This window comes from Methanomassiliicoccales archaeon, from assembly GCA_029907465.1.
Taxonomy (GTDB): Archaea; Thermoplasmatota; Thermoplasmata; order Methanomassiliicoccales; family JACIVX01; genus JACIVX01.
Genome location: JARYLV010000004.1, coordinates 73,230 through 99,234 on the forward strand (window position 1 = coordinate 73,230; position 26,005 = coordinate 99,234).

22 protein-coding genes and 1 tRNA gene are annotated in these 26,005 nt (G+C 45.7%); 10 read left to right on the top strand and 13 right to left on the bottom strand.

What is annotated here, in order from left to right; genetic code table 11:
- Positions 1–13: 13 nt before the first annotated feature.
- Positions 14–2,353: a phosphoenolpyruvate synthase gene (gene ppsA, locus QHH00_02740; protein ID MDH7508302.1), complete on the top strand. Its 2,340-nt coding sequence runs from the start codon at positions 14–16 to the stop codon at positions 2,351–2,353.
- Between the two features lie 30 nt (positions 2,354–2,383).
- Here ppsA and QHH00_02745 read toward each other — a convergent pair whose 3' ends face one another.
- Entirely contained in the window at positions 2,384–3,181 is a 798-nt protein-coding gene (locus QHH00_02745) for a CBS domain-containing protein (protein ID MDH7508303.1), read from the bottom strand.
- Between the two features lie 157 nt (positions 3,182–3,338).
- Between QHH00_02745 and QHH00_02750 the strand changes: the two genes are divergently transcribed.
- Positions 3,339–3,431, top strand: a tRNA-Asp gene (locus QHH00_02750).
- Positions 3,432–4,111: 680 nt separating this feature from the next.
- On the opposite strand, the gene QHH00_02755 is transcribed toward QHH00_02750, so the two are convergent.
- Positions 4,112–4,417, bottom strand: a complete 306-nt coding sequence (locus tag QHH00_02755) for a hypothetical protein (GenBank protein MDH7508304.1) — start codon at positions 4,415–4,417, stop codon at positions 4,112–4,114.
- A gap of 184 nt (positions 4,418–4,601) precedes the next feature.
- Here QHH00_02755 and QHH00_02760 point away from each other — a divergent pair, with 184 nt between their 5' ends.
- Both QHH00_02760 and QHH00_02765 read left to right on the top strand, forming a co-directional pair.
- Entirely contained in the window at positions 4,602–4,943 is a 342-nt protein-coding gene (locus tag QHH00_02760) for an aspartate 1-decarboxylase (protein MDH7508305.1), read from the top strand.
- Between the two features lie 116 nt (positions 4,944–5,059).
- A complete protein-coding gene (locus tag QHH00_02765; GenBank protein ID MDH7508306.1) occupies positions 5,060–5,479 on the top strand; it encodes a ribonuclease HI family protein in 420 nt (139 codons plus the stop codon).
- Between the two features lie 179 nt (positions 5,480–5,658).
- Here QHH00_02765 and hisS read toward each other — a convergent pair whose 3' ends face one another.
- The 4 genes from hisS to arcC are packed head-to-tail and all read right to left on the bottom strand — an operon-like array spanning position 5,659 to position 10,341.
- Positions 5,659–6,963, bottom strand: coding sequence for a histidine--tRNA ligase (gene hisS, locus QHH00_02770; GenBank protein MDH7508307.1), 1,305 nt, complete (start codon positions 6,961–6,963; stop codon positions 5,659–5,661).
- A 54-nt stretch (positions 6,964–7,017) separates the two neighbouring features.
- Positions 7,018–8,211 (bottom strand): PLP-dependent aspartate aminotransferase family protein, encoded by a 1,194-nt coding sequence (locus QHH00_02775; GenBank protein MDH7508308.1) that lies wholly within the window; start codon positions 8,209–8,211, stop codon positions 7,018–7,020.
- 42 nt (positions 8,212–8,253) lie between these two features.
- Complete coding sequence (locus QHH00_02780) at positions 8,254–9,378, bottom strand: GTP-binding protein (protein ID MDH7508309.1); 1,125 nt, start codon at positions 9,376–9,378, stop codon at positions 8,254–8,256.
- A gap of 6 nt (positions 9,379–9,384) precedes the next feature.
- Positions 9,385–10,341, bottom strand: a complete 957-nt coding sequence (arcC, locus tag QHH00_02785; GenBank protein ID MDH7508310.1) for a carbamate kinase — start codon at positions 10,339–10,341, stop codon at positions 9,385–9,387.
- A gap of 462 nt (positions 10,342–10,803) precedes the next feature.
- Here arcC and QHH00_02790 point away from each other — a divergent pair, with 462 nt between their 5' ends.
- The 3 genes from QHH00_02790 to QHH00_02800 all read left to right on the top strand — a co-directional run bounded on the left by QHH00_02790 (position 10,804) and on the right by QHH00_02800 (position 14,985).
- The gene (locus QHH00_02790; protein MDH7508311.1) at positions 10,804–11,805 is read left to right on the top strand and encodes a zinc-ribbon domain-containing protein; all 1,002 of its coding nucleotides are present in this window, start codon (positions 10,804–10,806) and stop codon (positions 11,803–11,805) included.
- A 98-nt stretch (positions 11,806–11,903) separates the two neighbouring features.
- Entirely contained in the window at positions 11,904–13,898 is a 1,995-nt protein-coding gene (locus QHH00_02795; GenBank protein ID MDH7508312.1) for a DNA topoisomerase VI subunit B, read from the top strand.
- Positions 13,888–14,985 carry a DNA topoisomerase IV subunit A gene (locus QHH00_02800; GenBank protein MDH7508313.1) on the top strand — a complete coding sequence of 366 codons (1,098 nt, stop codon included), beginning with the start codon at positions 13,888–13,890 and terminating at the stop codon, positions 14,983–14,985. The genes QHH00_02795 and QHH00_02800 overlap by 11 nt, the downstream gene beginning before the upstream one ends.
- 38 nt (positions 14,986–15,023) lie before the next feature.
- Here QHH00_02800 and lysS read toward each other — a convergent pair whose 3' ends face one another.
- Entirely contained in the window at positions 15,024–16,571 is a 1,548-nt protein-coding gene (lysS, locus tag QHH00_02805) for a lysine--tRNA ligase (protein MDH7508314.1), read from the bottom strand.
- 146 nt (positions 16,572–16,717) lie between these two features.
- On the opposite strand from lysS, the gene QHH00_02810 reads away from it, so the two are divergent.
- Positions 16,718–16,882: a preprotein translocase subunit Sec61beta gene (locus QHH00_02810; GenBank protein ID MDH7508315.1), complete on the top strand. Its 165-nt coding sequence runs from the start codon at positions 16,718–16,720 to the stop codon at positions 16,880–16,882.
- Between the two features lie 65 nt (positions 16,883–16,947).
- On the opposite strand, the gene QHH00_02815 is transcribed toward QHH00_02810, so the two are convergent.
- A complete protein-coding gene (locus QHH00_02815) occupies positions 16,948–17,271 on the bottom strand; it encodes a cupin domain-containing protein (protein MDH7508316.1) in 324 nt (107 codons plus the stop codon).
- Between the two features lie 198 nt (positions 17,272–17,469).
- Between QHH00_02815 and QHH00_02820 the strand changes: the two genes are divergently transcribed.
- Together QHH00_02820 and QHH00_02825 are read left to right on the top strand one after the other, a co-directional pair.
- On the top strand, positions 17,470–18,933 hold the full coding sequence (locus QHH00_02820; protein ID MDH7508317.1) for a 4-hydroxyphenylacetate 3-hydroxylase family protein: 1,464 nt from the start codon (positions 17,470–17,472) through the stop codon (positions 18,931–18,933).
- A gap of 91 nt (positions 18,934–19,024) precedes the next feature.
- Positions 19,025–19,258, top strand: a complete 234-nt coding sequence (locus tag QHH00_02825) for a hypothetical protein (protein MDH7508318.1) — start codon at positions 19,025–19,027, stop codon at positions 19,256–19,258.
- A 210-nt stretch (positions 19,259–19,468) separates the two neighbouring features.
- Here QHH00_02825 and QHH00_02830 read toward each other — a convergent pair whose 3' ends face one another.
- From QHH00_02830 to QHH00_02850, 5 genes are all read right to left on the bottom strand, one after another.
- Positions 19,469–20,611, bottom strand: coding sequence for a zinc-binding dehydrogenase (locus tag QHH00_02830; GenBank protein ID MDH7508319.1), 1,143 nt, complete (start codon positions 20,609–20,611; stop codon positions 19,469–19,471).
- 229 nt (positions 20,612–20,840) lie between these two features.
- Positions 20,841–21,944: a (Fe-S)-binding protein gene (locus QHH00_02835; protein ID MDH7508320.1), complete on the bottom strand. Its 1,104-nt coding sequence runs from the start codon at positions 21,942–21,944 to the stop codon at positions 20,841–20,843.
- Between the two features lie 3 nt (positions 21,945–21,947).
- Complete coding sequence (locus QHH00_02840; protein MDH7508321.1) at positions 21,948–23,330, bottom strand: FAD-linked oxidase C-terminal domain-containing protein; 1,383 nt, start codon at positions 23,328–23,330, stop codon at positions 21,948–21,950.
- 379 nt (positions 23,331–23,709) lie between these two features.
- Positions 23,710–24,852, bottom strand: a complete 1,143-nt coding sequence (locus QHH00_02845) for a glycerol dehydrogenase (protein ID MDH7508322.1) — start codon at positions 24,850–24,852, stop codon at positions 23,710–23,712.
- A gap of 254 nt (positions 24,853–25,106) precedes the next feature.
- Entirely contained in the window at positions 25,107–25,940 is an 834-nt protein-coding gene (locus QHH00_02850; protein ID MDH7508323.1) for a polysaccharide deacetylase, read from the bottom strand.
- Positions 25,941–26,005: the final 65 nt, after the last annotated feature.

A 26,005-nucleotide genomic window follows, 5' to 3' on the forward strand; every position in this document is an offset into this window, starting at 1 on the left:
TGGAAGGGGTAAGATGACAAAGAGAATAATGGAAATCTCCGATCTGACAGCTGAAGACATATCTATTGCGGGTGGAAAGGCTGCCAATCTGGGAGAATTAGCGAATGCCGGGTTTAATGTTCCACCAGGATTCGTGCTAACGACTGCAGCTTTCGAATACTTCGTCAACAAGAATCATCTAGTGGATGTAATCGAATCAGCGCTTTCTAGTCTGGACATCTCTGATGACAGACTCCTTCAAGATGTTTCTCAATCGATAAGGAAGGCATTTGATGAAAGTACAATCCCCAAGGATCTCGCGAGGGAGATTTTAGATGCCTATAGGGGTCTTTTAAAAAAGGAAGGACCCGATTGTCTCGTTGCCGTCAGGTCGAGTGCGACAGCTGAAGACCTTCCTACGGCGAGCTTTGCAGGCCAACAGGACACTTTTCTGAACGTAAGCACGGAAGAGGAGCTACTGGAAAAAATTAAGAAATGCTGGTCATCGCTTTTCACGCCTAGAGCAATCGCATACAGGGTAAGCAAAGGGTTCAGTCACGACCAAGTGAAGCTAGCGGTCGTTGTTCAGAAAATGGTCAATTCTGAAGTCTCAGGCATCATGTTTACCGTTGACCCCAACTCCGAGCTTCCGCATATTATTATTGAGGCTGGCTATGGGTTAGGGGAGGCAATGGTCGGAGGCAAGGTAACCCCTGATACCTATGTGGTCGACAAATTCCACAAGAAGATCCTCAACAAGAGAATAGCTAAGCAAACATGGAAATTGGTTAAAGGTGATAATGGGGAGAGCAAGAAAGAAAATGTCGATGATGCGAGCGCGAGCGCACAGAAACTAACAGACGAGCAGATCTTGGCACTCGCCGAGATTGGAAGGGAAATAGAAGTGCATTACGGAAGACCAATGGATATTGAATGGTGTGTCGAAAAGGGGAGAATATATGTTGTTCAGGCGAGACCCGTTACCACGCTCGCCTCGCATAAAAACGTTAGTGAGGAGGATATGGAGGGAATGGATTCAATGCAGGAAGTAACCCATAAAGCAAGAACTGAGGAGCAGAAGGTGCTCGTCAAAGGACTCGCGGCAAGCCCCGGTATTGCACAAGGGCCAGTGAAAATTTACGAGGAAACGATGAGTCTTGATGTCGTAAAGCCCGGTGATGTTCTCGTAACCGTCATGACAACTCCTGATATGGTTCCCGCTATGACGAGGGCTTCTGCTATTGTGACCGATGAGGGTGGCATGACGTGTCACGCTGCGATTGTCGCGAGGGAACTTGGAATACCGTGTATTGTTGGAGCAACGAATGCTACAAAAATACTCAAAAATGGGATGCTTGTAACGGTCGACGGTAAAATGGGAGTCGTGTATGAAGGCGGTATTACCCCAAAGAAGGAAGAGCCAGTCTCCATTGGTGTTCCCGCCGCGAGGTACGTCCCTATAACTGGTACGAAGATCCTCGTTAACATTGGTGTGCCACAAAAAGCCGAGGAATATGCGAAGTTGCCTGTCCAAGGAGTCGGATTAATGAGAATCGAATTCCTCTTCACTAGCTATGTCGCTGAACATCCTTTAGCGCTCATGGAGCAGGGGCGTGCCAATGAACTCGTCGACAAACTCGCAGAGGGAATAGGGATCGTTGGCCGTGCGTTTTATCCACGTCCTGTTCTTGTTAGAACCTCAGACTTCAAGACGAATGAATATAGGGAGATGAAAGGCGGGGAAAAGTTTGAGCCCCATGAATCCAACCCAATGATTGGCTGGAGAGGTTGCTCGAGGTACATTTCTGACCAGTACAGAGAAGCGTTCAAATTGGAATTGCTTGCGGTCAAGAAAGTGAGAGAAGAAATGGGTCTAAAGAACATTTGGGTTATGCTACCATTTGTGAGAACGGTGGAAGAACTGAAAAAGATCACAGAGATGATGGAAGAAGTCGGCCTGCACCGTGGAAAGGATTTCAAGTTATACTTAATGGCTGAGGTGCCCTGCAACATCTTCATGGCGGATGAATTTGCTGACTATTGCGATGGTTTTTCGATCGGCAGTAACGATCTGACGCAGCTCATTATGGGTGCTGACAGGGACTCTGACATTCTGGCGAAGATGGGATATTTCGATGAGAGAAACGAGGCGATCAAGAGAGCGATAGCGCATCTGATCGACGCTGCCCATAAGAAAGGAAAAGTTGTTTCGATTTGTGGCCAGGCTCCATCGGTTTACCCTGAATTCACTGAGTTCCTTGTCAGGCACGGCATTGACAGTATCAGTCTCAACCCAGACACGGTCCTTGAGACGATCAATCTCGTCGCTCAGGTCGAACAAAAAATCATATTGGAGTCTATCAAAAAGAATTGATCCTACAGCCCCTCCTCTAGTCACGAAGGATCAAGACTCTTCCTTGATCAGTCTAGTCGTCACCTCAATCATGGGATGGTGGGATCCCTCAATGATTTTCACGTCATCCATTGTGAGCAATCCCCTTTCCTTTGCCGTCTTTTCCAGACCAAGTTCTACGTCGATATTGGGTTCGAGCACAAAAGCTGAAAACTGCTTGACCCCCATTGCTCTGGCCGCGAGAACCCGGTGATGACCATCAATTAAGAGATAATAATCTCTTCTTTGCACCACGATGATTGGTTCAACAAGTCCCCTTTTGATCTCAAACTGTCTCCCGCGAAGTTCATCTGCATACACCTCGTGTTGGGTTGGTCTCAATGCCTCGATCGGAATGATTCGTCTTTTAACTGTAATCTTGATCTTATGTTTTGATTCAAGAAAGGTCTTGATCACCAGTACTTTATTGGGAGTTGCCCGCTCGATGTGTGACCTCACGATATCAATATTTGAAATCATGCCGACAAGTTTGCCGTCTTTGTCGACAACTGGAAGATTTCTAAGACCGTACCTGAAAAGAATTCTCGCGGCATCATCGATATCCATTTCTGGATTAACGCTTATTGTGCCTCTTCTGATGATATCCTTGATCTTCGCTTGTGGTCTTGAAGCAGCCCTTAAGAGCTCCTTCGCTGTCACGAAACCTATGAGCCTTCCGTTTTCCGCAACAGGCAATCCGTGGAATTCTGTAGAGATCAGCCTCTTTGCCGCTTCTTCCACCGTGAAATCTGGCGGGACGGATACAACATTTCTCACCATGTAGTCTTCGACTCTGATTTTTTTGTCCATTTTTATCTATCATGTAGATTAACCGGTCAGCTTCATAAAACTAGTGCCCTTATTGTGGAAGAATCTCATCTCATTCTACACATCTAACTCCAGAGGGCTGGCTATCAAGACCCAAGGAATAAATATATCATACTTGTTGAGGGTTTCCTGTTGCAATGCCCCGGTAGTGTAGTGGCCTATCATCCGGGCCTGTCGTTTCCTTCGAGGAAGCAGAGAGCCCGGGACTCGGGTTCAAATCCCGGCCGGGGCGCTCCGTGCTTGGATTTTTTTGTTTAAACATAAGGACTCAAATGTCCAAAACGCATTTTCATCAAAGAAATCTGGTAGCAAAATCAATTCATCTGGCTCCCAGCAACGAGTCTGCAAGGAGTATGATCTCTATCGATTCTTAGGGGGGTGAGGTATCTGTGAAAGACAAATCAAATGAGCACGATGCTTTCAATCGCGTAAAAGGGCCCTCTAGGAAGTAGTGACTGGCCAGATGACCATTTATCAGAAAAGGCCCTTCAGTTGTTGTTGATTCAATCGATCAATATGAAATTAGGTCTGCCGTAAAATTTCTTTTGAATCTCGGTGTATTGATTATTTGAGATTTAGGGAATTTTTGGCCACAATGAAAAGTGGGTTGAGAAACCAGCATTTTGTATAAGTCTGGCAGATGAATTCGAAAACTGTATGGTTGTTTTGATGAAGCCTTTGGCGATCAAATCTTCCTCGACACCAAAAATTGATGGACTCATTGATCAAAATCGTGTTTGGCTTGGAAGAAGATAATGACCGCTCCATTATGTTGAAAGTGTATATGAATCTGCCATTACTTTCACTTGAGTGCATTCGAAGCGGAAACGATGCAGGGAAACGAGTCTTTCACTAACGATTCTCCGCATTAGTGTCAATAATCCAAGAGTGTGGGGGGAAGTTGGTAACCCATTACTCCATAAAATGGATACAAACGGATGGTCTTGTCTTCACAAGATTCTTCGAAATCATCCCCACTTCTAACCAACATGCATTGAACACGCCGACCGGGACAAGGCAGGTAGGAGTTAAACGAGCTTCAGTGGCAAGTTCGAGTATTTTCGAGCCCTTCATCTCGTATAGGTCGTCCAGTTTGACTTCCGTGAGAAGTTTTGCGTATTCTTTGACATGATTGCAGGAAGATTTGATATGTACACTAACAGTGCCGTCATTCTTGTCTTCAACTTCAATCGTCGTCTCGTGCGAACAAAGGGCCATGTCAACTGAGACCTTTGAAGTCAAATGATCAGACCTAACGGGCTATAGTAAACAGGTATACATAATAGTGATGTAGAGCATCTCATACGGCATAGCATCAACAGCAATCGACCTTAATGACTAATCGACATTTTTTTGGATCCTAGAGAAAGTTTATTGAGCCCTTTTTCTCAATCAGCCCCCCATGCGAGAAATCCTGCATGCAAAAATACATAGGGCGACGGTGACGCATGTCGAACCAGATTATATAGGGAGCATTGGAATTGATAAAGTTCTCCTTGAAAAAGCAGACATATGGATCGGGGAGAAGGTTTTGGTCGCGGATCTTAGCAACGGTGCGAGGTTCGAGACTTATGCTGTTGAAGAAGAAGCAGATTCTGGAGTCATTGCAGTGAACGGCGCCGCGGCACGGCTTGTCAAAAAAGGAGATAAAATTATCATTATGGCTTTCGAACTTTCCCAATCGCCCTCAAAAGCGAAAATTGTGCTTGTCGACGATCGGAATCGGTTCGTGAAGTACCTCTAGTCTTTCTCATTCTATGAGACCACTTAAGACTTATATGTCAAAAAACGTCACTTCTTAGTTTCATGGCAGAAAATTGTCAAAGGTAAAAAAAATGCCATTGTGGGATTTGCGGAGGGATGACGATTCATCTAGCCATCTATACCGATGGAGGTTCAAGAGGCAACCCGGGGCCTGCAGCCTACGCAGTAATCATTGTGGATGAGAGAGGAACGGTTGTCAAAGAGTTCTCGCGATTCATTCAAACTGCGACAAACAACGAGGCGGAGTATCGTGGCCTGATCGCTGGTTTGGAGGAAGCGAGCAGATTGGGGGCAGATGAGGTGGATATATTCATGGACAGCGAGCTCGTTGTCAATCAAATAAACGGAAAGTACGCGATCAAAGCTTCAAATTTGATACCGCTGGCAAAAGAGGTCTTTTCAAAATTAAGAAATTTCAAGAGATGTTCAATTCGCCACGTAAGCCGTAATAATCCGATGACAAGTCGAGCCGATATGCTTCTCAATTCAGAACTTGACAATCACACGGGAAACTGAATCATCCGAAGTAACGCCATTGCTGCGTGATTGCAATTTGAAGAATACAGCCCATATCAATCAACTTCGCTTTTTTATCAATGAAGTGACAGATTTACCTCATCAATGAGGGTATAGATTAATATAGAGGTGCCCATCTTAAGACAATTAGGCGTCTGAGGGGCGGCCCAACTTTCCTCCTAAGAATTTTTTGTATCCCCACCGGCAGCCTCAGGCGCTGTTCCCCTTGCACATGCAAGCCATTCTGGAAGTTCAATCATCGCTACTGGCGTCTGTTCGCCAGTATCCATATTCCTCAATATAACGATGCCCTGTTCCGCCTCTCTCTCTCCGATAATGGCTGCATATCGCACTCCGATCGAGGCAGCGTATTTCAGATTCTTCTGGAGACTTCTCCTCATTAGGTCGATATCGGTAGAGATACCTTTGTCCCTCAACCTAGCGCTGATTTCAAACGCTTTCTTGCGTAGCCCATCGGTCAGCGGGATGACATAAACATCAACTCTTTTTCTTGGAAAATCGATTCCTTGTTTTTCGAGCGCAATAAGCGTCCGATCAAATCCTATCGCGAATCCGGTTGAGAAGACTTTTTCGCCGCCGAATAGTTCAGCAAGCGAATATGAACCTCCCCCACAAACCTGTTTTTCAGCCCCGAGCCCTGGTACTTCGATTTCAAAAACCATACCAGTATAGTAATCCAATCCTCTTACCACCCCGAGATCTACACGCAGATTTTCAACTCCCAGAATTTCAAGGATTTCAATTATGTCATTCAGGTATTCCCTTGCATCTCCCTCAAAGCTCTGTAATTCCTGAAGCACGGAACGCTGCCCCGAAATCTTAGTAATTTTAATGATCTCCCTTATCGATGCCTGGCTCATACCTCTCTCTTCCATCAATACGCTTGCATCGTCATACATTTTCTTGTCAAGCTTTTGAAGGATGACAGACGCGCTCTCCCCATCGATCCCCTCTCTTCTCAAAATGTCCCTCAAAATGCCTATGTGTCCGATCCTGACCACATAGTCCCTGAGACCTATTCTTTTCATGATGGAAGAGGCGAGAGAGACGATCTCCGCGTCGGATTCAGGATTCTTCGTACCTATCAGCTCAGCGCCAAATTGGTAAAACTCCCGGAATCTTCCACTCTGGGGCCTTTCATACCTGAAACATGGCCCCATGTAATATAGTTTCAAGGGTCTCGGTAGGTCTGTGAGCTCGTTGACGAAGAATCTCATGACAGGTGCGGTGAGTTCAGGACGTAGCGTAAGTTCGCGCCCCCCCTTGTCCTTAAAGGCGTACATCTCTTCGAGGATACCGGGTCCCGACTTCATTGTGAACAGCTCAGCATGTTCAAAAATGGGGGTCGCAATCTCCCTGAAACCAAAGATCTCAGCCTCTTTCCTCATGAGGCTCTCTACGTATCGTCTTTTTTCCATTTCATCAGGTGTGAAATCCCTTGTGCCTCTAGGACGCTGAATCATCTGGTGCACATCGAAAAGGCATTAAATAATGCTTTCTCATCGCTATCATTCGCTCTAGGATACATGCTGAAGCGCCTGATCTAGATCAACCATCAGGTCTTCTGCGTCTTCAATCCCAATTGATAAGCGGACAAGTGAGTCTTTGATACCGAGCTGTTCCCTCTCAGCTCTTGACAGTGCGGCGTGTGACGTATTTACTGGCATGCTCGCAAGCGACTCCACGCCACCAAGGCTCGTTGCCCTCTTTATCAAGCGAAGGGATTTCAACACAGCTTCTGCTCCCTTGCGCCCACCAGCAACTTCGAAACTAACCATCCCACTGAATCCACGCATAAGACTTTTTGCAAGTGCGTGCTGCGGGTGAGACTCTAAACCAGGATAATAGACTCTTTCGACTTTTTTATGTGCTTCAAGATATTGGGCGATTGCATAACCATTCTCGTTATGTTTCTTCATCCTGACGACTAATGTTTTCAATCCCCTTAACAGTAGAAAAGCACCAAAGGGATCAAGAACGCCGCCCAAGACGATTCGCTTTTTCGCAATCTCATCGATGTGGGATTTCCTTCCAACGACGGCCCCCGCGATAAGGTCTGAATGGCCATTTAGGTACTTCGTGCAGCTGTGGACCACGATATCAACCCCCATACTGATAGGATTTTGATTGACAGGCGTGGCAAATGTGTTATCCGCGATTACAATCGCTCCAGTTTTATGAGCGGCATCGGCAATTTTTGGAATGTCCACGATCCTAAGCATAGGGTTCGTTGGTGATTCAATGTAAACGATTTTTGGTGCCTCATGGATCGCCTCAAGGATCTCCGCGGGGTTTGAAGAATCAACAAATCTGACTGAAATGCCCATTTTCGGCAGTTCATTCTTCATGAAGGAAAAAGTTCCGCCGTAGATGTCTCTGATTGAAACGACGTGATCTCCCTTCCGTAGAAAAGTCATAAGCGTCGTTGTAATTGCAGCCATACCGGACGAAAAGGCCAGACCTTTCTCTGCACCTTCAAGCGCCGCTATCTTGTCCTCCGCTGCTCTAATGGTCGGATTCCCGTATCTCGTGTATATGTATGATCCATCAGGTACCTGGCCCTCCCATGTTTTATCATCGTCAGTGGGGAAATAAAAAGTGGATGACTGGAAAATGGGGGTAGTGACTGCACCGTGAATTTCATTTGTTCGTTCACCTGCATGAACTGCGACCGTTGAAAGTCCACTTCGTATTCCTTCTTGTTTTTCCATTCTTGATCACGCACCTATTTGTCAAAATTGAAGGACTTTCATTTATTTGGAATCTCGTTCTCTCGTTCTCACAATGACAATCGAAAGAATATCTTCGTCCTCGAGCATGTGATCGAGACCGACCATCTGTCCTGGAAATTTGGCACTCTTACCCCAAACATATGCGTACCTGAAATTCTTCCGAAACGTCCTATGAATGTGATCACAAACATCTCCCACCGTGCTGCCCCGCCTAATTACGAGCGGCTCATCCAAATCTGGATCCCCTCCCTGCGGTTTTAGATAAATGCGGATGAGATCGAGGCTTTCAAATATTTTATCCTTCAGCTCCTCGAGGCCTAAGCCTTTTTCTGCAGAAATAAAAACAGGCGAAAGAGAGGATAGTCTTTCCCTGATGTTATCGATTTCCTCTTTCGTCGCAAGATCGATCTTGTTCACCGCAGCAATTGCCTTGACGTATACCCTGTTGCCTGCGAGGACGTCGATAAGCTGATCCGCTGTAATGTCCTCTCTGATAATCACCTCGGCATTAACATACCCGTATTCTGATACAATTGCTCTTGCCGTTCCCTCGTCAATGCTCTTCAGTTTCACCGTCGACTTTATTGAAATTCCACCCTTTTCGAGCTTCGTAACGACGACGTCTGGTGGTTTCTGATTTAGTCTAATACCGGCATTCTCTAATTCCTTGATCAGTATCTCGATTTGTGTTTCATAAATATCCAGTAGCAGAAGGATGAGGTCTGCAGATCGCACAACTGAGAGGACTTCCTTCCCTCTACCCTTTCCTTTTGATGCATCTTTAATCAGGCCAGGAAGATCGAGAATTTGAATCTTCGCGCCTCTGTGATACAGCATCCCCGGAACCACTTCGAGCGTTGTGAAGTGGTAATCCCCGATTTCACTCCTAGCGCTTGTCAGTTTGTTAAGGAGAGTCGACTTTCCCACACTCGGAAACCCTATGAGTGCCACCGTCGCATTTCCAGATTTCCGCACACCATACCCTTGCCCCCCACTTGTTTTCGATCTGCGCTTTTCCAGTTCAGCCTTAAGCCTCGCAAGTTTTGCCTTCAATCGACCAATGTGTAGCTGTGTTGCTTTGTTGTAATCGGTCGAGGCGATCTCTTCTTCAATCGCTTTAATTTGCTCTTCAATCGTACTGACCATTGACCATCACCGACCAGCGCAAATCCTTGTGCCAGCTTTTCCAGAAAGCGCTTTCTCAACAAGTGCAGGTGATGTAATGATTACCGATCTCCCACCAGACCTCAAAAAGTCGATTGAGGCCTGAACCTTCGGCCCCATCGATCCAGGAGGGAACTGTTGTTCTTCGACATATTCTTCAATTTCTTCGAGAGTCACTTTTTTAAGAGGACGTGCTCGATCCGTTCCAAAGTCCACATAAACATGGTCGATATCAGTAAGAAAAATCAGCGTTTTCTCTCCGATGTCTCGAGCGAGAACCGATGCCGCAAAGTCTTTATCAACAACAGCTTCCACTCCTTCATATCCACAATCCTTTTTGACAACGGGTATTCCGCCTCCGCCAGCGGCGACGACGATCTCTTTTTTTCCTTTTTTCGCATGAATGAGTCTCTTGATTGCATCAGATTCGAGGATTGAAATCGGCCGTGGAGAGGGCACGACTCTTCGATATCCTCCTCTCTTAATATCTTCTACAAGCGTCCATCCCTTCTCAATTCTCAGTTCTTCTGCCTCTTCTTGGGAGTAATATGGGCCGATCGGCTTCGATGGCTTCTCAAATGCGGGGTCTTTTGGATCTACGAGCACCCGTGTGACGATGCATGTCACCGTTCTTTCAACACTCTCTTTTGCAAGAGCACTGGCTAGCGACTGCTGTATGAGGTAGCCTAGAAGTCCCTGGGATTCCGCCACGCAAACATCGAGAGGCATCGGCGGAATCTCCGTTTTACAGAGCTCATTTTGCAATAATATATTGCCGACTTGAGGTCCATTGCCATGAATGATGACAAGATCATATCCGTTCTTTATCATTCTGGCAAGATGCGAGCACGTCATGTTGAGGTTTCTTAGCTGGTTCTCTAACGTAGCCTCCTCGCCAGCTTTTAGGATCGCATTCCCGCCGATAGCCACAACTGCCGTTTTCATAAGTTCCCTCAATCAAAAGGGTGTTTTCGCATCATTCACTCTTTATATATTATTTATCTGTCTATATCATACCAAACGAATCCTCACGAAGGTGAGATGAGAATTTCCTCATTTGAATTGCGAGACTCATTTGGTATCATAGATTCACCTTCTTTGGCGATAATCTTGGGAATCATGCTAGGAGGTATTGAAACCCATCAATGAGGTCTGTCAGGGTGTATCAAAGACTGGTGATTCCGTTTCAATCATATGTACGGAATGACATACAAGGTCGTTAACGAAAGGAATTTAGAAGTTTTTCCTCCCTCTGCGATTTTTGGTGATATGAGCGTTAAGCTGTCTCTAACTGGCATATCTATTACGAAAAGAAATTCGTATCCTGGTTGTTGATAAGCCGAACAAAAACTATGCCTTACTAGATATCAGGAAACCTAAAATAGCGTTATTCAATATCCTGAAGCAATGAGTTTTCAAGAAGAACTGAGAAAGCGACTCGAGGCTTTTAAGACAAAGAAGTATGCACTTCCCGCAATAATTTTGTTAACATTTGTTCTATCAGCTATACTTCTTCTGTTTTTATGGTACTATTTATGTTTCATTTCCATCGTAATCGCGCTGATTGCCTACGGTCTCCCTAAATATTTTGGCCTGAAAAGTCTCAAAAAGCTGGCACTTTTCGGAATTGTCTTATTTCTGGTACTCGGAATCTCTTTCGGTATAAAAAGTTATTATGATTTCACAGGATATGGGGGAGATGTTGTAAGTTCTGAAAATGGTTTCCTTGTGAATGGTACCGTAACCCCTTACCGCGGGAATGCATCAACAATTTATCATTTTGAGGTCACTTTGATCAATGGAACAAACGAAAGTAGAGTGCAAGTCAATATCACAGATCTTTGGACTTATGCACCGTCTCTAATCGTCAACATGACACCGCTGTATGAGGTTGACGATGGATATGTTTTCTCAACCGACGTTGCGCTCTGGGAAGGGGTCTTCGAGTATCAATTCTCTTCAAATGGAACCATGACTTATTGGGGTTTCGGCCCACTCAGCGTTCCTGATGATGTTTTATTTCAGCAACTCCTTTACACCCGACTCCTGATCGTTTTCCTCCAGATTGGCGTTCTATTTTACCTGTTTCTCGCCCTAACATGGTGGATGGATACCTCAAAAGCAAGAAGGGAACAATTGAGGAAGGAGAGAGAAGAAAAAGGGAAGAGCGGTGACAAAAAGGCTCCCGAGAAGGAAGGGGAAGCAGGGAGAACAGACAAAGGAAAACTAGTGGAAAAATTCGTTTGTTCTGAATGCGGTGCCGAAGTCCCTCCCGATGCAAAGAAATGCCCCCAATGCGGCGAACGATTCGAGGATGAGGAAGAGGAGATGATATGCGCTAATTGTGGGGCGAAAGTCAAGCACTCGGACGAAAAATGTTGGAATTGCGGCAAGGAGTTCAATAACTAAGTAATTTCGATCTCCCATGGACAATCTTTATTTATGACTTCACGAATAATACAGCTGGGATGCACTAAACAGACCATTTGAGATTTAAGGGATTTAGTATGGCTTCTATCGCAGAGCACCTCGCAAAGAAACAACGGGAAATATCGGTTTCGGAATTCTTCGAGAGAAACCGTCAGATCCTCGGTTTTGACTCGCCAACGAAATCATTGCTGATGGCCGTGAAGGAGGCCGTGGACAATTCACTTGATGCGTGTGAAGAGGCGTCAATACTTCCTGAAATTATAGTGGACATAAAAAGAACGAGCCAGAACGAATTCAAAATCACTGTTGAGGACAATGGTCCTGGAATCATTCCAAAAGTCATTCCTAATGTCTTCGGCAAGTTATTGTATGGTTCGCGCTTCCATGCACTTCGTCAGGCACGGGGCCAACAAGGCATTGGAATCTCGGCGGCAGTTCTGTACAGTCAGATGACAACTGGAAGGCCCACCGTTATTACATCAAAGACTGAAAAGGATGAGCCTGCTGCGAAAATGGAGATCAAAATCAATACGAGAAAAAATGAACCAGATGTTCTCAGTAGAGAATTCATTATTTGGGACGAGAAGGAGCATGGGACGAGGATTGAGATGTGGTTGGAAGGGCGCTATGTCTCGGGAAAACAATCAATTCTTGAGTACTTGCGTCAAACAGCCATTGTCAATCCCCATGCAACGATTATTTTCAACGATCCCGATGGTAAAAAATACATTTTTCAAAGGGCGACAGATAAGCTCCCCCCGCCGACGCGAGAAATCCGACCGCATCCATATGGTCTTGAATTAGGTACGCTCATCAATATGGCGAAATCGACGAAGGAAACCAGGCTCCTTGGTTTCTTGAAGAACGAATTCAACAGGATAAGTGATCGTGTTGCAAAGGAGATCTGTGAGAAAGCGTGGTTGAGCGGGGATTCAAAACCGCAGGAACTGACGCTCGAACAGTACAAACAGCTACTAGATGCGATGTCGCAGGTGCGAATTCAATCCCCTCCGACAGACTGTCTATCCCCAATCGGTGAGACCCTGATCAGAAAGGGGCTAAAGAATGTTTTCGAGGAATATAAACCGGAGTTCTACGCTCCGCCAGTGACCAGACAACCTCGAGTCTACTCTGGGAACCCCTTCGTCGTCGAGGTAGGAATCGTTTACGGTGGGAATTTACCATCTGATCAACCAGTAACGATCTTGAGGTTCGCAAATAGAGTTCCACTTCTCTATCAGCAAGGTGCATGTGTGATCACGAAGGCCATTGAAACGATGGACTGGAGAAGATATGGGTTTGAACAGCGTGGAGGTGAAGGCATTCCCTATGGACCAGCGATCATCCTTGTTCACGTTGCATCTACGAAAATTCCGTTTACCTCTGAGGCAAAGGAGGCAATTGCGAATATTCCAGAATTTCTCGAGGAAATCCAACTTGCATTAAAGGCATGCGCAAGGAAATTGAAGACTCACCTGCATAAAAAGGAAATGAAGGGGAAGACGCGCGCCAAATTCGAAATCGTTCAGGAAATTCTCCCGTTGATTGCCCAGAAATGCTCGAAAATTGTCGGAAAAGAAGTGCCGTCATTGAAAGGGACGATTACTAAGATTATGAATGTTGTCTGGATTGAAGACTCTGTGACTTATGAAAACAGCCGGCATAGGGTGAAGATTACTGTCTATAACTACACACCGAAGACACAAAGTCTCTTTCTTCACGTTGTCGTTCCATCTGGGGCGTTGGATGCAAACAGTATCTTGCCAGAACCATCAGAGATCAGAGACAACAGCAAATTAACGTGGCAGCTCAGCCGGATACCATCAACTGAGCAAGTCGAGGTCTCGTTCGAGTTGGTAGGACTCGATGCTGATAGTTATGATGAGAATGAGATCTATGTGAGCGGTATCAATCCGGTTCTTGTCATTGGGGCCGATCCTTTGCCAGGTGACTGGGATCTCGAGGACATGAAGATTGAAGAGATTGATGTATGTGCTGAGACTGGGATCGAGCAGGAAGAGGAAGAAGAAATTGATTACGATGAAGAGGGGGAAGTGTTAAGTGACGAATAGTGAGAGGCATGGAGAAGCGTTAGACAGATTGTATGAGATTGCGAATTCGATTTACGATCAGATCAGCGAGGGGAAGATTCCTAAAATGCTAATTCCCTTGAGAACTAAGGGCAATATCAAGTTTGATCCCAAGCTCGGTGTTTGGAAGTATGGCAAAGCGATGGGTGCACGAACAGCAAAGAAAACAAGGGGCGCCCAAATGCTTCTTCGCACGATGTTTGTTCTCGAATTCATTGAAGACATGATTGCGAATAATAAGTCTTCAACTCTCAGAGAGATGTATTATATCTCCGAAGGATGGGGGAAAGCAAAGTTCTCGTCACAGGACGAATCAAATTTGCTGGCAGAGGATCTCGAAATCGTCACCAAATGCTTACGAGAGGATTTCAAACTGAGGCCCGAAGAAAACGGCGCAAGTATCATCGGAGACCTGACGATCACAGAGGTCGATAGGAAGGGAAAGCTCAAACGCATTAACTGTAGAGATGATGTTGGGGACTCTGGTTACAGCATTCCCTACAACGTAGAAAAAGAAAAAATAGAATTGATCGGGACAAGTGCGAAATTCGTGGTGGCGATTGAAACTGGCGGTATGTTTGACCGTCTTGTTGAAAACGGCTTCGATGAGAAGTTCGACGCACTCCTTGTTCATCTCAAGGGGCAACCTGCGAGGAGTACGAGGCGCTTCATCAAACGGCTCAATGAAGAGCTGAAGCTACCCGTTGTTGTGTTTACCGATGGAGATCCATGGTCCTTCAGGATTTTCGCATCGGTTGCCTATGGGGCGATCAAGACCGCACATATCTCAGAATACCTTGCAACGCCGACCGCTGAGTTCATCGGTATCACCGCATCGGACATTATCAATTATGATCTACCAACAGACAAACTGACGGATATGGATATTCGTGCATTGAACGCCGAACTTAACGATCCGAGATTTAATGACGAATTCTGGCGTAATGAAATTGAGACGATGCTTGAAATCGGAAAGAAGGCCGAACAGCAGGCACTGGCAAAATATGGCCTTGATTATGTGACGGACACATACCTACCAGAGAAACTAACAGAGCTTGGTATTATTTAATTAAAATTCCTCGGCGTTCAATGTGTGAACAGAATTAATCACTTTGCATGCAATGCGCTTTCAATTCTCGTGAGCACAAATTTCTTATCGAGTGTTGAAAAGAAATAACCTAACCGCGGTCCCGATGTTCTGTTAATGAAGATCTGGTAGAGGAGTTGGAATGCCCTCGCTGCGCTCAGGCCGCTTGTCTTGGCGCAGCCGTATATACTATTATGTATCGCATCTGCCTCCCAATCGATGTCTTTTAAGGCTGTATTAAGGCAATTGAGAAATGCACATTCCACCTCTTCCAATTTTATCTTTGGTGTTTCCGTTGCCAACGAGAATTTCACCTCTTCGGGTGCAAAGTGAAGGAGCCAATATTTTACGCACTGCACTCTTTCCCATAGCACTTCCGCATCAAGTTGTGAGATCTCTGAGATATGCTCAGTTCTCTTTAGAATCTCAATTACATCTTCAAATGACTCGGCGATTTGGACTACATTAACTAGGTGTCGATATGGGACTTGAAGTGGCATCTGAGGTCTGATAAATTTCGGTTGAGAGAGCTCGTATGCACGGAGTAAATCGAGTTCTTTTTCCTCGGCCCCACCTTTATAATATAACCTTTCAATTCTATCGTATTCATCGACCATTTCAAGGATCCCAAGCCCGGGGTCATAATCGATATGACGATCTGGATTGTATCGGAGCATCGTAAAACTCAGGACAGGCGCGGGCGTAATCTTAAGAGCGTCGATGCCAGTAATTACTGAGCCTGTAGACTTATGCATTTGCCCTTTACCTTTGAGCTGTACAAATTCGTATGGCACGGGAAACGGCGGCTCGATTCCGAAGATCTCCCGAGCAAATCTCACGCCAGTGTCATATGATCCACCCGCAGCCGCGTGATCCTTACCAAATGGCTCACAAGTAACGCCGAAAATCTTCCACTTTGCCGCCCATTCGATTCTCCAGGGAAGCTTCCCATCATCCTTCCTGATATCCGCTTTACCGTTGTTACCACATCTACACCGATAATAAACAAACGGGCGTTCATATCGAAGAATTTCAACGTCAGTAAATTTCCCACAGCAGTTGCACCGTGGATTGTACGGGAAATAGTCGTCGGAGATTTCTCTCTTTGTGACATCTCGCAAAATCTCGACGATCTTCGTTTTAGCGCTAATGACGGTATCTATTGCATCTGCAAACATGCCCTTCGCATATAGCTCATGCGTCCAATATATCTCAGGCTTTATTCCAAGGATGTCCAGAGCTTCGAGGAATGGTTGAATGAAGTGGTGGGCATAATTCTTGTGAGACCCGCATGGACACCTCACATGGCTAAGTGGCTTGCCGACATCATCTTCGAAATCCTCAGGGAGAAATGGGTATCTCTTCCGCAGCGGGTCAAAAGAATCAATAAGATAGATAAGTCTCACTTTCGCTCCAAAATTTGTGAGTGCTTTCTGAATTGCGCTTGCAGTGATTGCCTCTCTCAAACTACCAACATGAATAAAACCAGAAGGACTTATCCCTGTGGAAATTAGATGGCTGTCTGTCGCTGAGGCCAGGGATCTCGCGATAACGTCTGCCCAATGCATCGTACCGTGACGGAAGAATCTGTAGTTAAAATATAAATCTATGGATGGGGCAATCTTGAATCGAGTTCTTCGGTTGTAAATTGAAAGCTGTCTCAGGAGCTGATTTGATAATCTATAAATATAGTATTGAGAAATCAGAGTAATGTATGCCTAAGAAAAAAAGTGAAGGGTTCCAGTCAGCCGCAGGATTGATAAGGTATTTTGAATCGGAAGATGAAAAGGCAATTAAGATTAATCCCTGGTTTGTTATCGGAATGGCGATCGCTCTGGTAGTTCTAGTTGAACTTCTTAGAAATCTCTTTCCAACATGATTTATTGCGATTTCATGATAGGTTATTATCCGCTGGGTTTGAACTGAATTCTGATTTCTACTGTCTCATGTCTTAAAGTCTTCCCTCGGTGGTGAAAAGACGTCAATAGCTATCGAATCTTCAAGGACCTCGACTTCGTGCTCCACGTTTGGCTCGATCCAGTACCCGTCTCCCTGAGTTAAAATGCTGATTTGTCCGTCGATCGATATCTTGAGTTTTCCTTTTTGCACATAGCCAATTTGTTCGTGAGGGTGTTTATGTGCAGGAATTATTGCACCCTTTTCCAATATAAACTCAATAATCTGACACTTCTCCCCGCACACGACCATTCTCCTCGTTATTCTATCATTGACTTTTACAGTTTTTGTATTAACTGCGCGTATGATCATGGTGATTCACCGATTGAGGTATCGGAAACCATAGCTTTCTAACCTTCGAACTCATCATTTCAAATGGGAGGTCTATACGAATAACATGATTGTTTGCTCAAGAAGCGTTCATCGTCTATCGAATTAGATCGATTATTGGGAAATATTCATTATAGGAAAGACTCGTTTACTCAATATCATGTTGTCGAGATGGTCATTATGATGAACGGAAAACAATATCTGGATAGCCTGCGAAGGATGAAGACAGAAGCCTATGTTTTCGGAGAAAGAATAGAGAACGTCGCTGATCATCCATTCACATGGGAACATGCCAATGCTGTTGCAATGACTTACGAGCTTGCGCATGATCCCCAGTATTCAGACCTGATGACTGCGAAGTCCCATTTGACGGGGAAGACGATCAATCGTTTCACGCATATTCATCAAAGCACTGATGATCTCGTGAAGAAAGTCAAAATGTTGCGGCTTCTTGGGAGGAAAACTGGCTCATGTTTCCAAAGATGCGTTGGCCTGGACGCGATGAACGCTTTGTACACGACGACATACGAAATGGATCAAAAGCTTGGAACCGATTATTTTGAGAGGATAAAACGTTTTGTCTTGAAAGTCCAGGAAGAAGACCTCATGATTGGGGGCGCAATGACGGATGTAAAGGGAAATCGGGGTCTTCGACCATCTCAGCAAGCCGATCCGGACATGTTCGTCCACATCGTTGAGAAAAGAGAGGATGGCATCGTCGTTAGAGGAGCGAAGGCGCATCAAACTGGGTCGGTCAATTCACACATGATGCTGATCATGCCAACACTCAATATGACAGCAGATGATGCTGATTATGCGGTTTCTTTTGCAGTCCCTTCTGATGAAAAAGGGGTTATTCATATCTTGGGACGGCAGACCAATGATACGAGGAAATTCGAAAGAACCCTCGATCGAGGGAATTTAGGATATGGCATTGTCGGTGGGGAAGCGCTTGTCATTTTCGATGACGTTTTCATTCCGAATGAGAGGGTTTTCATGGCCGGAGAGTTTGAGTTTTCCGGAATGTTGGTGGAAAGATTTGCTTCCTACCACAGACAGAATTACGGTGGGTGTAAGGCTGGTGTAAGCGATGTGATAATAGGCGCGAGCGCTGCCCTCGCCGACGCTCACGGAATTCAGGATGCTTCTCATGTTAGAGACAAGCTCACGGAAATGATCCATCTCACAGAGACACTTTATTGCGGTTCCATCGCCTGCTCCAGTGAGGGGTTCAAAACGAAGTCCGGGGCATATTTGGTAGATCCATTGCTAGCAAATGTTACGAAGCAAAACGTGACTCGGCTTATTTACGAGATTGGACGGCTCGCTCAGGATCTGGCAGGCGGGATTGTCGCAACGCTGCCGTCTCAAAAGGACTTCCAGAATCCAAGGGTGAGCAAATACCTTCAGAAGTACCTTAAAGCGAAAGAGGGAGTATCGGCAGAAGAAAGAGCGCGGCTTATCCGGTTAATAGAGAACATATCGACCGGAACCGCTCTGATCGAATCAATGCATGGTGCTGGCTCTCCGCAAGCGCAGAGGATCATGATACTGAGGCAGGGAAATCTCGCGGCGAAAGCGGAATACGCACGTGTACTTTCGGGCATCAAGGAAGATGAGGTTTTGAAGAGAATCAGAGGATAAAAGCATTTCTTTTGGCTCTCCCTAAAATGGGGGGCGGACAATCTTTGTCCGCCCGAAACTATTATATTCCGTTTCTTTGATTCATGCCCCCATGTGCGCTTTTATGTCGATGCATTTGGAAGATGAAGCGGAAAGAAAGATCCTTGGATTTATTATGAAGGCTGAGTTCCCGATGGATATTGTCGAAAAAAAATGGAGCAGGGTACCTGAGCAGCACAGAGAATGGCTATGGGGTAAGATTTCGTCAAAGATCGAGAGTGATCCTAACCTAACTCCAGAGCAGAAAGCAAGATACGAAGAAGTCAAGAAAGCGTTGAAGATGTAGGAGATCTGCAAATTCTTTTCAAAAAATCATTCCTCGTCCCCTCTTTTTTGACCACTTACGAGCTGTAATTCATGAAGTCCTTTTCTTATAATTTTTCATTCTCAGAGTAACATTATTTCATCTTCAGACTAATATAATCAGAATCAATAGGTTAAAAAATGATGAAAAGAAGCAGTGGACTTCCAATTCCACTGCCTAAAGATTTTTTTTCTAAGGCCTTACTGCAATCTTACCCGGAGATAGTCTCTTCTCCTGCCTTATGATCTGGTTTGGCAGATCCTCAAGTGGCGCGATCTCGGCGCAGATTTCTCCGAATGGGATACCCATCTTCTTTGCCTTCATCATGACAGCAATGGCCGTTCTGTATTCGAACTTAGAGTATCCCCAGCTTCCGAAAACGTTGACCTCTTTGTTGCAGAAGTCGACATGTGGGTTGACAGTGGTTTCCCCAGTGTTTGTAAAGTGACCCATTTCGACGATCGTTCCGCCACGGCGGACGAGCTTGAATGCCTCTGAGAATGCAGCAGGTACACCAGTTGCCTCGATGACGACATCTGCGCCAATTCCATTTGTCAACTCCATGATCTTTTCGACACGATCCTCTGTTGTCGGGTACTCCTTCATGCTAATGACTTCTGTTGCACCCATCTTCTTTGCCTGTTCTAGCCTGCTCGGGACAATGTCGATACCGATGATGTTCGTCATACCATATACATTGTTGACAACTGTGTGGCACTGACCAATCGGACCAAGACCCTGGATAACAACGGTCTGTGACGGGTCTACACCCTCACCTGCGTATGCACAATCTGTTCCACCAGACTGCGCCCTCTTGAAGGATCTGGTCGCTACAGCCATCGGCTCAACTAGCACCATTTCTTTCTCAGTCAGACCTGGTGGGAACTTGAACACTGGGATGTGCGATGGAATATAGACATGTTCAGCGAAAGCGCCCCAGAAGTGTGGTGGATCTGTTGCCTTATGGGTGCTAATACCAACGACATCCATATTCATGCATAGGCTTTCTCTTCCTGGCAGGTTGTGACAGAACCAGCACTCATTGCATTTCGCGAGACATGTCGCAATATAGTCGCCTTCCTCCAACGGTTTCCCTGTGTAATCTACCTTGACGCCCTTTCCAAGTTCGCGCACTGTTCCGAACCATTCGTGTCCCAGAATATGCGGCATTGGTACTGGTAGTCTCCCGTAAATAATATGGGTATCCGTTCCGCAGACACCGCACAATTTGACGTCAGCAACGATGTCTCCGGGCTTTGCCTTTGGAGTCGGGAAGTCCATCATCTTGAGGTTTTCAGGGCCTCCCGCCTTTGTTAAAACAAATGCTTTGGCCATATTTTACCCCCTGTGTTACCTTATCCGATTAGTCGCATATGAATGTTTCGAAGTTCCACGTAATTGCTCACAGCCACGACTTTGATCTCCGAATACAGATTGCAATATCTCATCGAGAATCGAATAATCGTGGAGATCTGGAATGCCTTACATCACAAAAAATGGAAAAAATCTATACTTGCAAAGTCCAAAATTGAAAGGGTTTGTTGTCCCTAAGGCGGATTGTCGATCATCGAATTTTCTTTTTGATTTTCGAGGCAACATACTCCGCAAAGTCTATAACTGGTATACAATCCGACGAATCGCTCAGGTTCGTTTTACAAAAGGGACAAGGTGTGACCACTTTCTGTGCGCCACTCGCTTTCGCCTCTGCCATACGTTTTGCGCCGATACCTGTTGCTGTATCTCCGTAAGCGGCTTTGACGCCTCCACCAGCTCCGCAGCACATCGAGTTCTCACGACAGTGTTCCATCTCGACGAGGGTTGCCAGTTTTTTCAGCACCCTTCTTGGTGCATCGTAGACGCCCATGTGTTTTCCAAGATGGCAAGGGTCGTGATATGTAACTCTTTCCCGACTCTTTTTCACTTGTAATCTACCGTCCTGGATCAATCGGTCAACGAACTCTGTAATATGCAGAACCTCAATTCCCTCCATATGGTATTCCTTCTTGAGCGTTCTGTAACAACCGGCACATGAGGTTACGATTGTTTTTATGCCATTTTCTTTGAAAGCCTGTATGTTATGTTCCTTTAATCGCTCAGCCTCATCAATAAAACCCGTTCTCCTTAAAACAGATCCACAACACCACTCATCCTCGCCAAGCACCCTGTACTTAACACCAGCAGCATCAAGAATGTCCATTGTTGCGATAACCGTGTCAGGACTCCTAAACGCCGCCGTGCATCCCATGAAGTAGAGGATATCCGCGTTCTCAGGCAGACGTCTGAATTTGTTCTTTACAACATTTTTCTCTCCGTATGGATTGTGTTCTGCGCGCATCCTTTCGACGAGCTTCTTATGTTTTTCCGGTGATAGGCCACGCTTCGCGAATTCTTCCCTTGCAGCTTCGATAATTTCTACTGTCTTTACGCTAGGAGGGCATCGCTGTTCGCAGTCACCGCATGTGGTGCAGGTGAAAAGACGCTTTGCCATCTCCTCATCGATCTTGATATCCCCATTCAGAACCGCTTTTATGAATGTCATTCTTCCTCTTGCCGTTGCAGAATCCCATCCAATCTGTCCGAAAGAAGGGCAATTCGCTTTACAAAAACCGCACCTAATACAGTATTCCAGCGCGTCCCTGTATTTCTCCAGCGATGATGTCTCTGACATTCCTCACACCTCGAAGATTTTGTCAGGATTCATAATACCCCTTGGATCAATGGCTTTCTTAATGCGTCTCATAATGTCCAAGCCCACCTCTCCGTGCTCCTCGACGATTAGCGATTTCTTTTCGAGTCCTATCCCGTGTTCGCCCGTGATCGTCCCACCGAGCGAGATAGCCATTCTGTTGATTTCATCATGAGCCTTATGCGCTCTCTCAGATTCTCCAGGGACCCTCAAATCCGCAAGGAGGAGCGAGTGGACATTCCCATCGCCTGCATGTCCATAGGTTGTGATTTTGATATCGTATTTTTCCGAAATCTCGCGAATCTTCTTGATAGCTGTTGGAATCTGTGAAAGAGGGACGACGATGTCCGTTGCAATAGGGGATGGTTTCAATCGAGTCAGCGTCGCAAATAATCTTTTTCTCGCTGCCCACAACTTCTCCATTTCGTCCGGATCAGTCGCGATTTTGATTTCCCTGCATTTTTCTTCCATTGCGATCTTCTTAAACCGGTTAAAAGTCTTTTTCACTTCAGATCTATCCTCGCCATGAAACTCTAGGAAAAGCATAGCCCCAACATCTGGCAGAGGAAGATGGGCTTCTTCGCGCATGACTTGAAGGGCGATTGCATCAAGAATCTCGATAGCCGCGGGAATAACGCCAGACGCGATCGTTCTGGCCACGGTTCTTCCAGCATCTTCGGGTTCATCGAATTCAGCCACAGCGCTCATGATGAAATTCGGAAGAGGCCTCAGTTTCAAAGTGATCTCGACGATGATTCCCAGAGTGCCCTCCGACCTGTTGAAAAGATGAATAAGGTCGTATCCAGAAGCAGTCTTCCTTGCTGAACCGCCAGTTTTCAACAGTCTACCATCCGGAAGCACAACCTTGAGCCCGGTCACATAATCGGCCGTGACTCCATATTTGACAGCTCTCATACCAGAAGCATTTGCTGCAACCATTCCTCCGATCGTGCAGATTTCGCCACTCGCCGGGTCTGGAGGGAAAAAGAGATTGTATTTTTTCAGATAGGCATTGAGCTGGGCGAAGACGACACCAGGTTCAACAGTAACCGACAAATCGTCTTCTTTCACCTCGAGGATTCTATTCATTCTCTGCAAGTCGACAACAATGCCACCCCTCGTAGGTACACATCCGCCTGTGAGGCATGAGCCTCCTGCGCGAGGAACTACTGGGATGGCATATGAATCGGCAATTTTCATGATCTCTTGGACTTCGGAAATGCTACCTGGACGAACGACGATATCTGGCATTGTGCCATGTTTGATTGCATAACAATCTACAGAATAGCACACCAAGTCCACAGGATTGATCGAAGCGTTGTCTTTCCCGACGATATTCACCAATCGATCGATGATATCTTTGTCCAATGATTTCACCCTCCGAGGGACGATGCCGGGATTGATGGGAATATATATCTTATTTCCCCCAATTTCAAGCGGGTAACTTTCAAAACCTTGTGAACGGCGCATCACTTATCTATTTTTTCGAAAATTCTTGGACATAATAATCGTGTATTATCAGACGTGTTCTTTTTGAAATATGAATTTTCTTTTAAAATTTTTCAAAAACATACATATTTAATGACCCGAAAATTTGACTGTCTTGATTGTAATTCACAGGGGTACGCATCCTGTTGATCGTATACTAAAAAAGGTACTTTGTCGTTATTTGAAAAAATCCACTATAACTTTTTTTTTCGAAAAAACAAGAATAAAATATATAAAAAGAGAGAAAAAATGGTTTTATTTACCTTCGCATGAACTTGTCCCGGTATGCCCTTCCAAGCGCGTCGACTGCCTTCAGAGCGTCGACACATCGGTCAACAGTCATCGGGAACGGCTCGTTGTGAGCATACGGGTGGTTCGGGTTGCAGGTCAACTCCATGCAGTGTGGCAAGTCATCAAAGGTGGCACCAATCTCCTCGAGTGTAACCGGCAGGCCTACTGTTAGGCAGAAGTTTATAACTTCCTCAATAAGTGCTTTTGGCCTGTTCTCCATGATGAGCTGCGCAATCGTACCGATTGCAACCAGGTCACCATGTTCTGGTTTCGGAGCCTTCATTCTGCCAGGAGCTGCCGTGAGACCGTCATGTATGGCATGAGCAGCACCAAGCCCACCGCTCTCGAATCCAAGACCACTCAGGAGTGTGTTGGCTTGTGCAACATTTTCATAAGCCTCTGTGACCGCCTGCCTCTCATTGGCCAACTTTGCATGATACCCGTAGTTGATCAGGGTCTCATAGCACAACTGGGCCAGTCTTGTCGCAGTAAATGGCGGCAATCCACCATCGATGAGGGCGTTTCCGGATCTTGATTCGGCGCATGCTTCGGCCTCAAATCTCGTCGCCAACGCATCTCCCATACCGGCAACTAACCACTTCGCAGGTGCCTGAACACACTTGTCGGTCGGGACGATGACAAGGTCCGGGCTTCTGTAGTAGAAGAGGACTTTCTCGACAACGTGCTTTTCGTCGTACTGGACTGAAAGAGCGCTGCACGGAGCATCTGTCGATGGGATCGTGTTAATCAGGGCAATTGGTTTGCCAATTCCATACTCTGCGCTGGCTACCGCCTTGGCCAGGTCCATGATCGACCCGCCACCGACACCCACTACGAAGTCGGCTTCCTTTGCCTTTGCCATTTCCGCGAGTCTCTTGATTTCCTTGGCTGTGCAATAGCGGACGCCCTTCTCCATGTGCACGATTTCAAGACCGTGCTCCTGGAAGTCTTCTTTCATCTCTTTCTCCACGCTCTCAATCGAGCGCGTCCCACCGAGAACAAATGCCCTCTTTCCTAGCAACATCTTGCGTCTTCCTAGTTCCTTTACTGCTCCAGGACCGATGATGTATCGGTTTGGAGCGGCCATCACTTTTACTCGGGTTTTCAACATCGGCAAGTTTTTCTCCCCCTGTTACGTCTGGAAAGTTTCCTCTCAGCCTTCAAAATTTTCTCATTAGGCTGATAACTTTCCTCTTCAGAATATAAGAGAAATAAGATATTAGTAACTTTCGGATTAGCAGAACGAGTTTAAATTTACGATACGGTTAGAGTCCTCAAGACGAAAATCCAAACTCTCCACTTAACAACTTTCGTAATACCTTTTCTAACTCTTTGATCAGAAGGATAGAAATGAAAAGAAAAAAGTCAGGGATGTGTTTCAAGCCAATATTCTGCAATTTCAGATGGTGTTGTAATCCAAACTCCATTTTTCTTTTTGATGTGATTGATCAGACGGTCGAGCATTCTCATTCTCGATGCCCGCCCAATCGCCTGGGGATGCATGACGATGGTAAACAAACCATTTTCATCGTATAATCCTTCGAATTCCTCTGTCCATATTTCCAGCACTTCTTCTTGGCTTGATATCCCGCTCTGATATTCGAGTGGTGGGAAGAAGTTAAATGCAAAGTAGGTCCAGTCAACCGTGAGCCAGTTGAACGGAATCTCAACGAGTCTCTTTCCCTTAATGGAATGGATATATGGGACGTCCCAAGCCATCATGCTGCTTTCATACATGAATCCAAGATCGCAAAGATATTCGAGAGTTCGGGGTGAAAGATCGAATGCTGGAGCGCGATAGCCTTTCGGTTTCTTGCCAAGTAATTCTTCCAAGGCTCTAAGCCCCATTTTAAGTTCCTGCATTTCCTGCTCTGGTGTAAGTCGGGATGGATTGAGATGCGAATAACCATGATGTCCAATCTCATGGCCTTTCCTGTCGATTTCTTTGATAAGCGAGGGTCGCTCTTCTGCTAGCATGCCTGGAACAAAAAAACATCCTTTGAGCTCGTGCTTGTCTAGAAATCTGAGGATCCTCGGAATCGCGACGTTGACTTCGTATTGACCTTGTGAGAGAACCACTGGACTAAAGGGCTCCCCTTCCTTGACCGCTCCAGTCCGCCTCATTATGTTCTTCCAGGAGATGTCACTGTCACAATCGAAAGTCAAGCACACTGCACATCTAGCATTATTTTTCCACATCGTCTCACCAAATAGGGGTATTGCACTGTAATTAAATTAATTCGCATCATCAATCAATTACCATA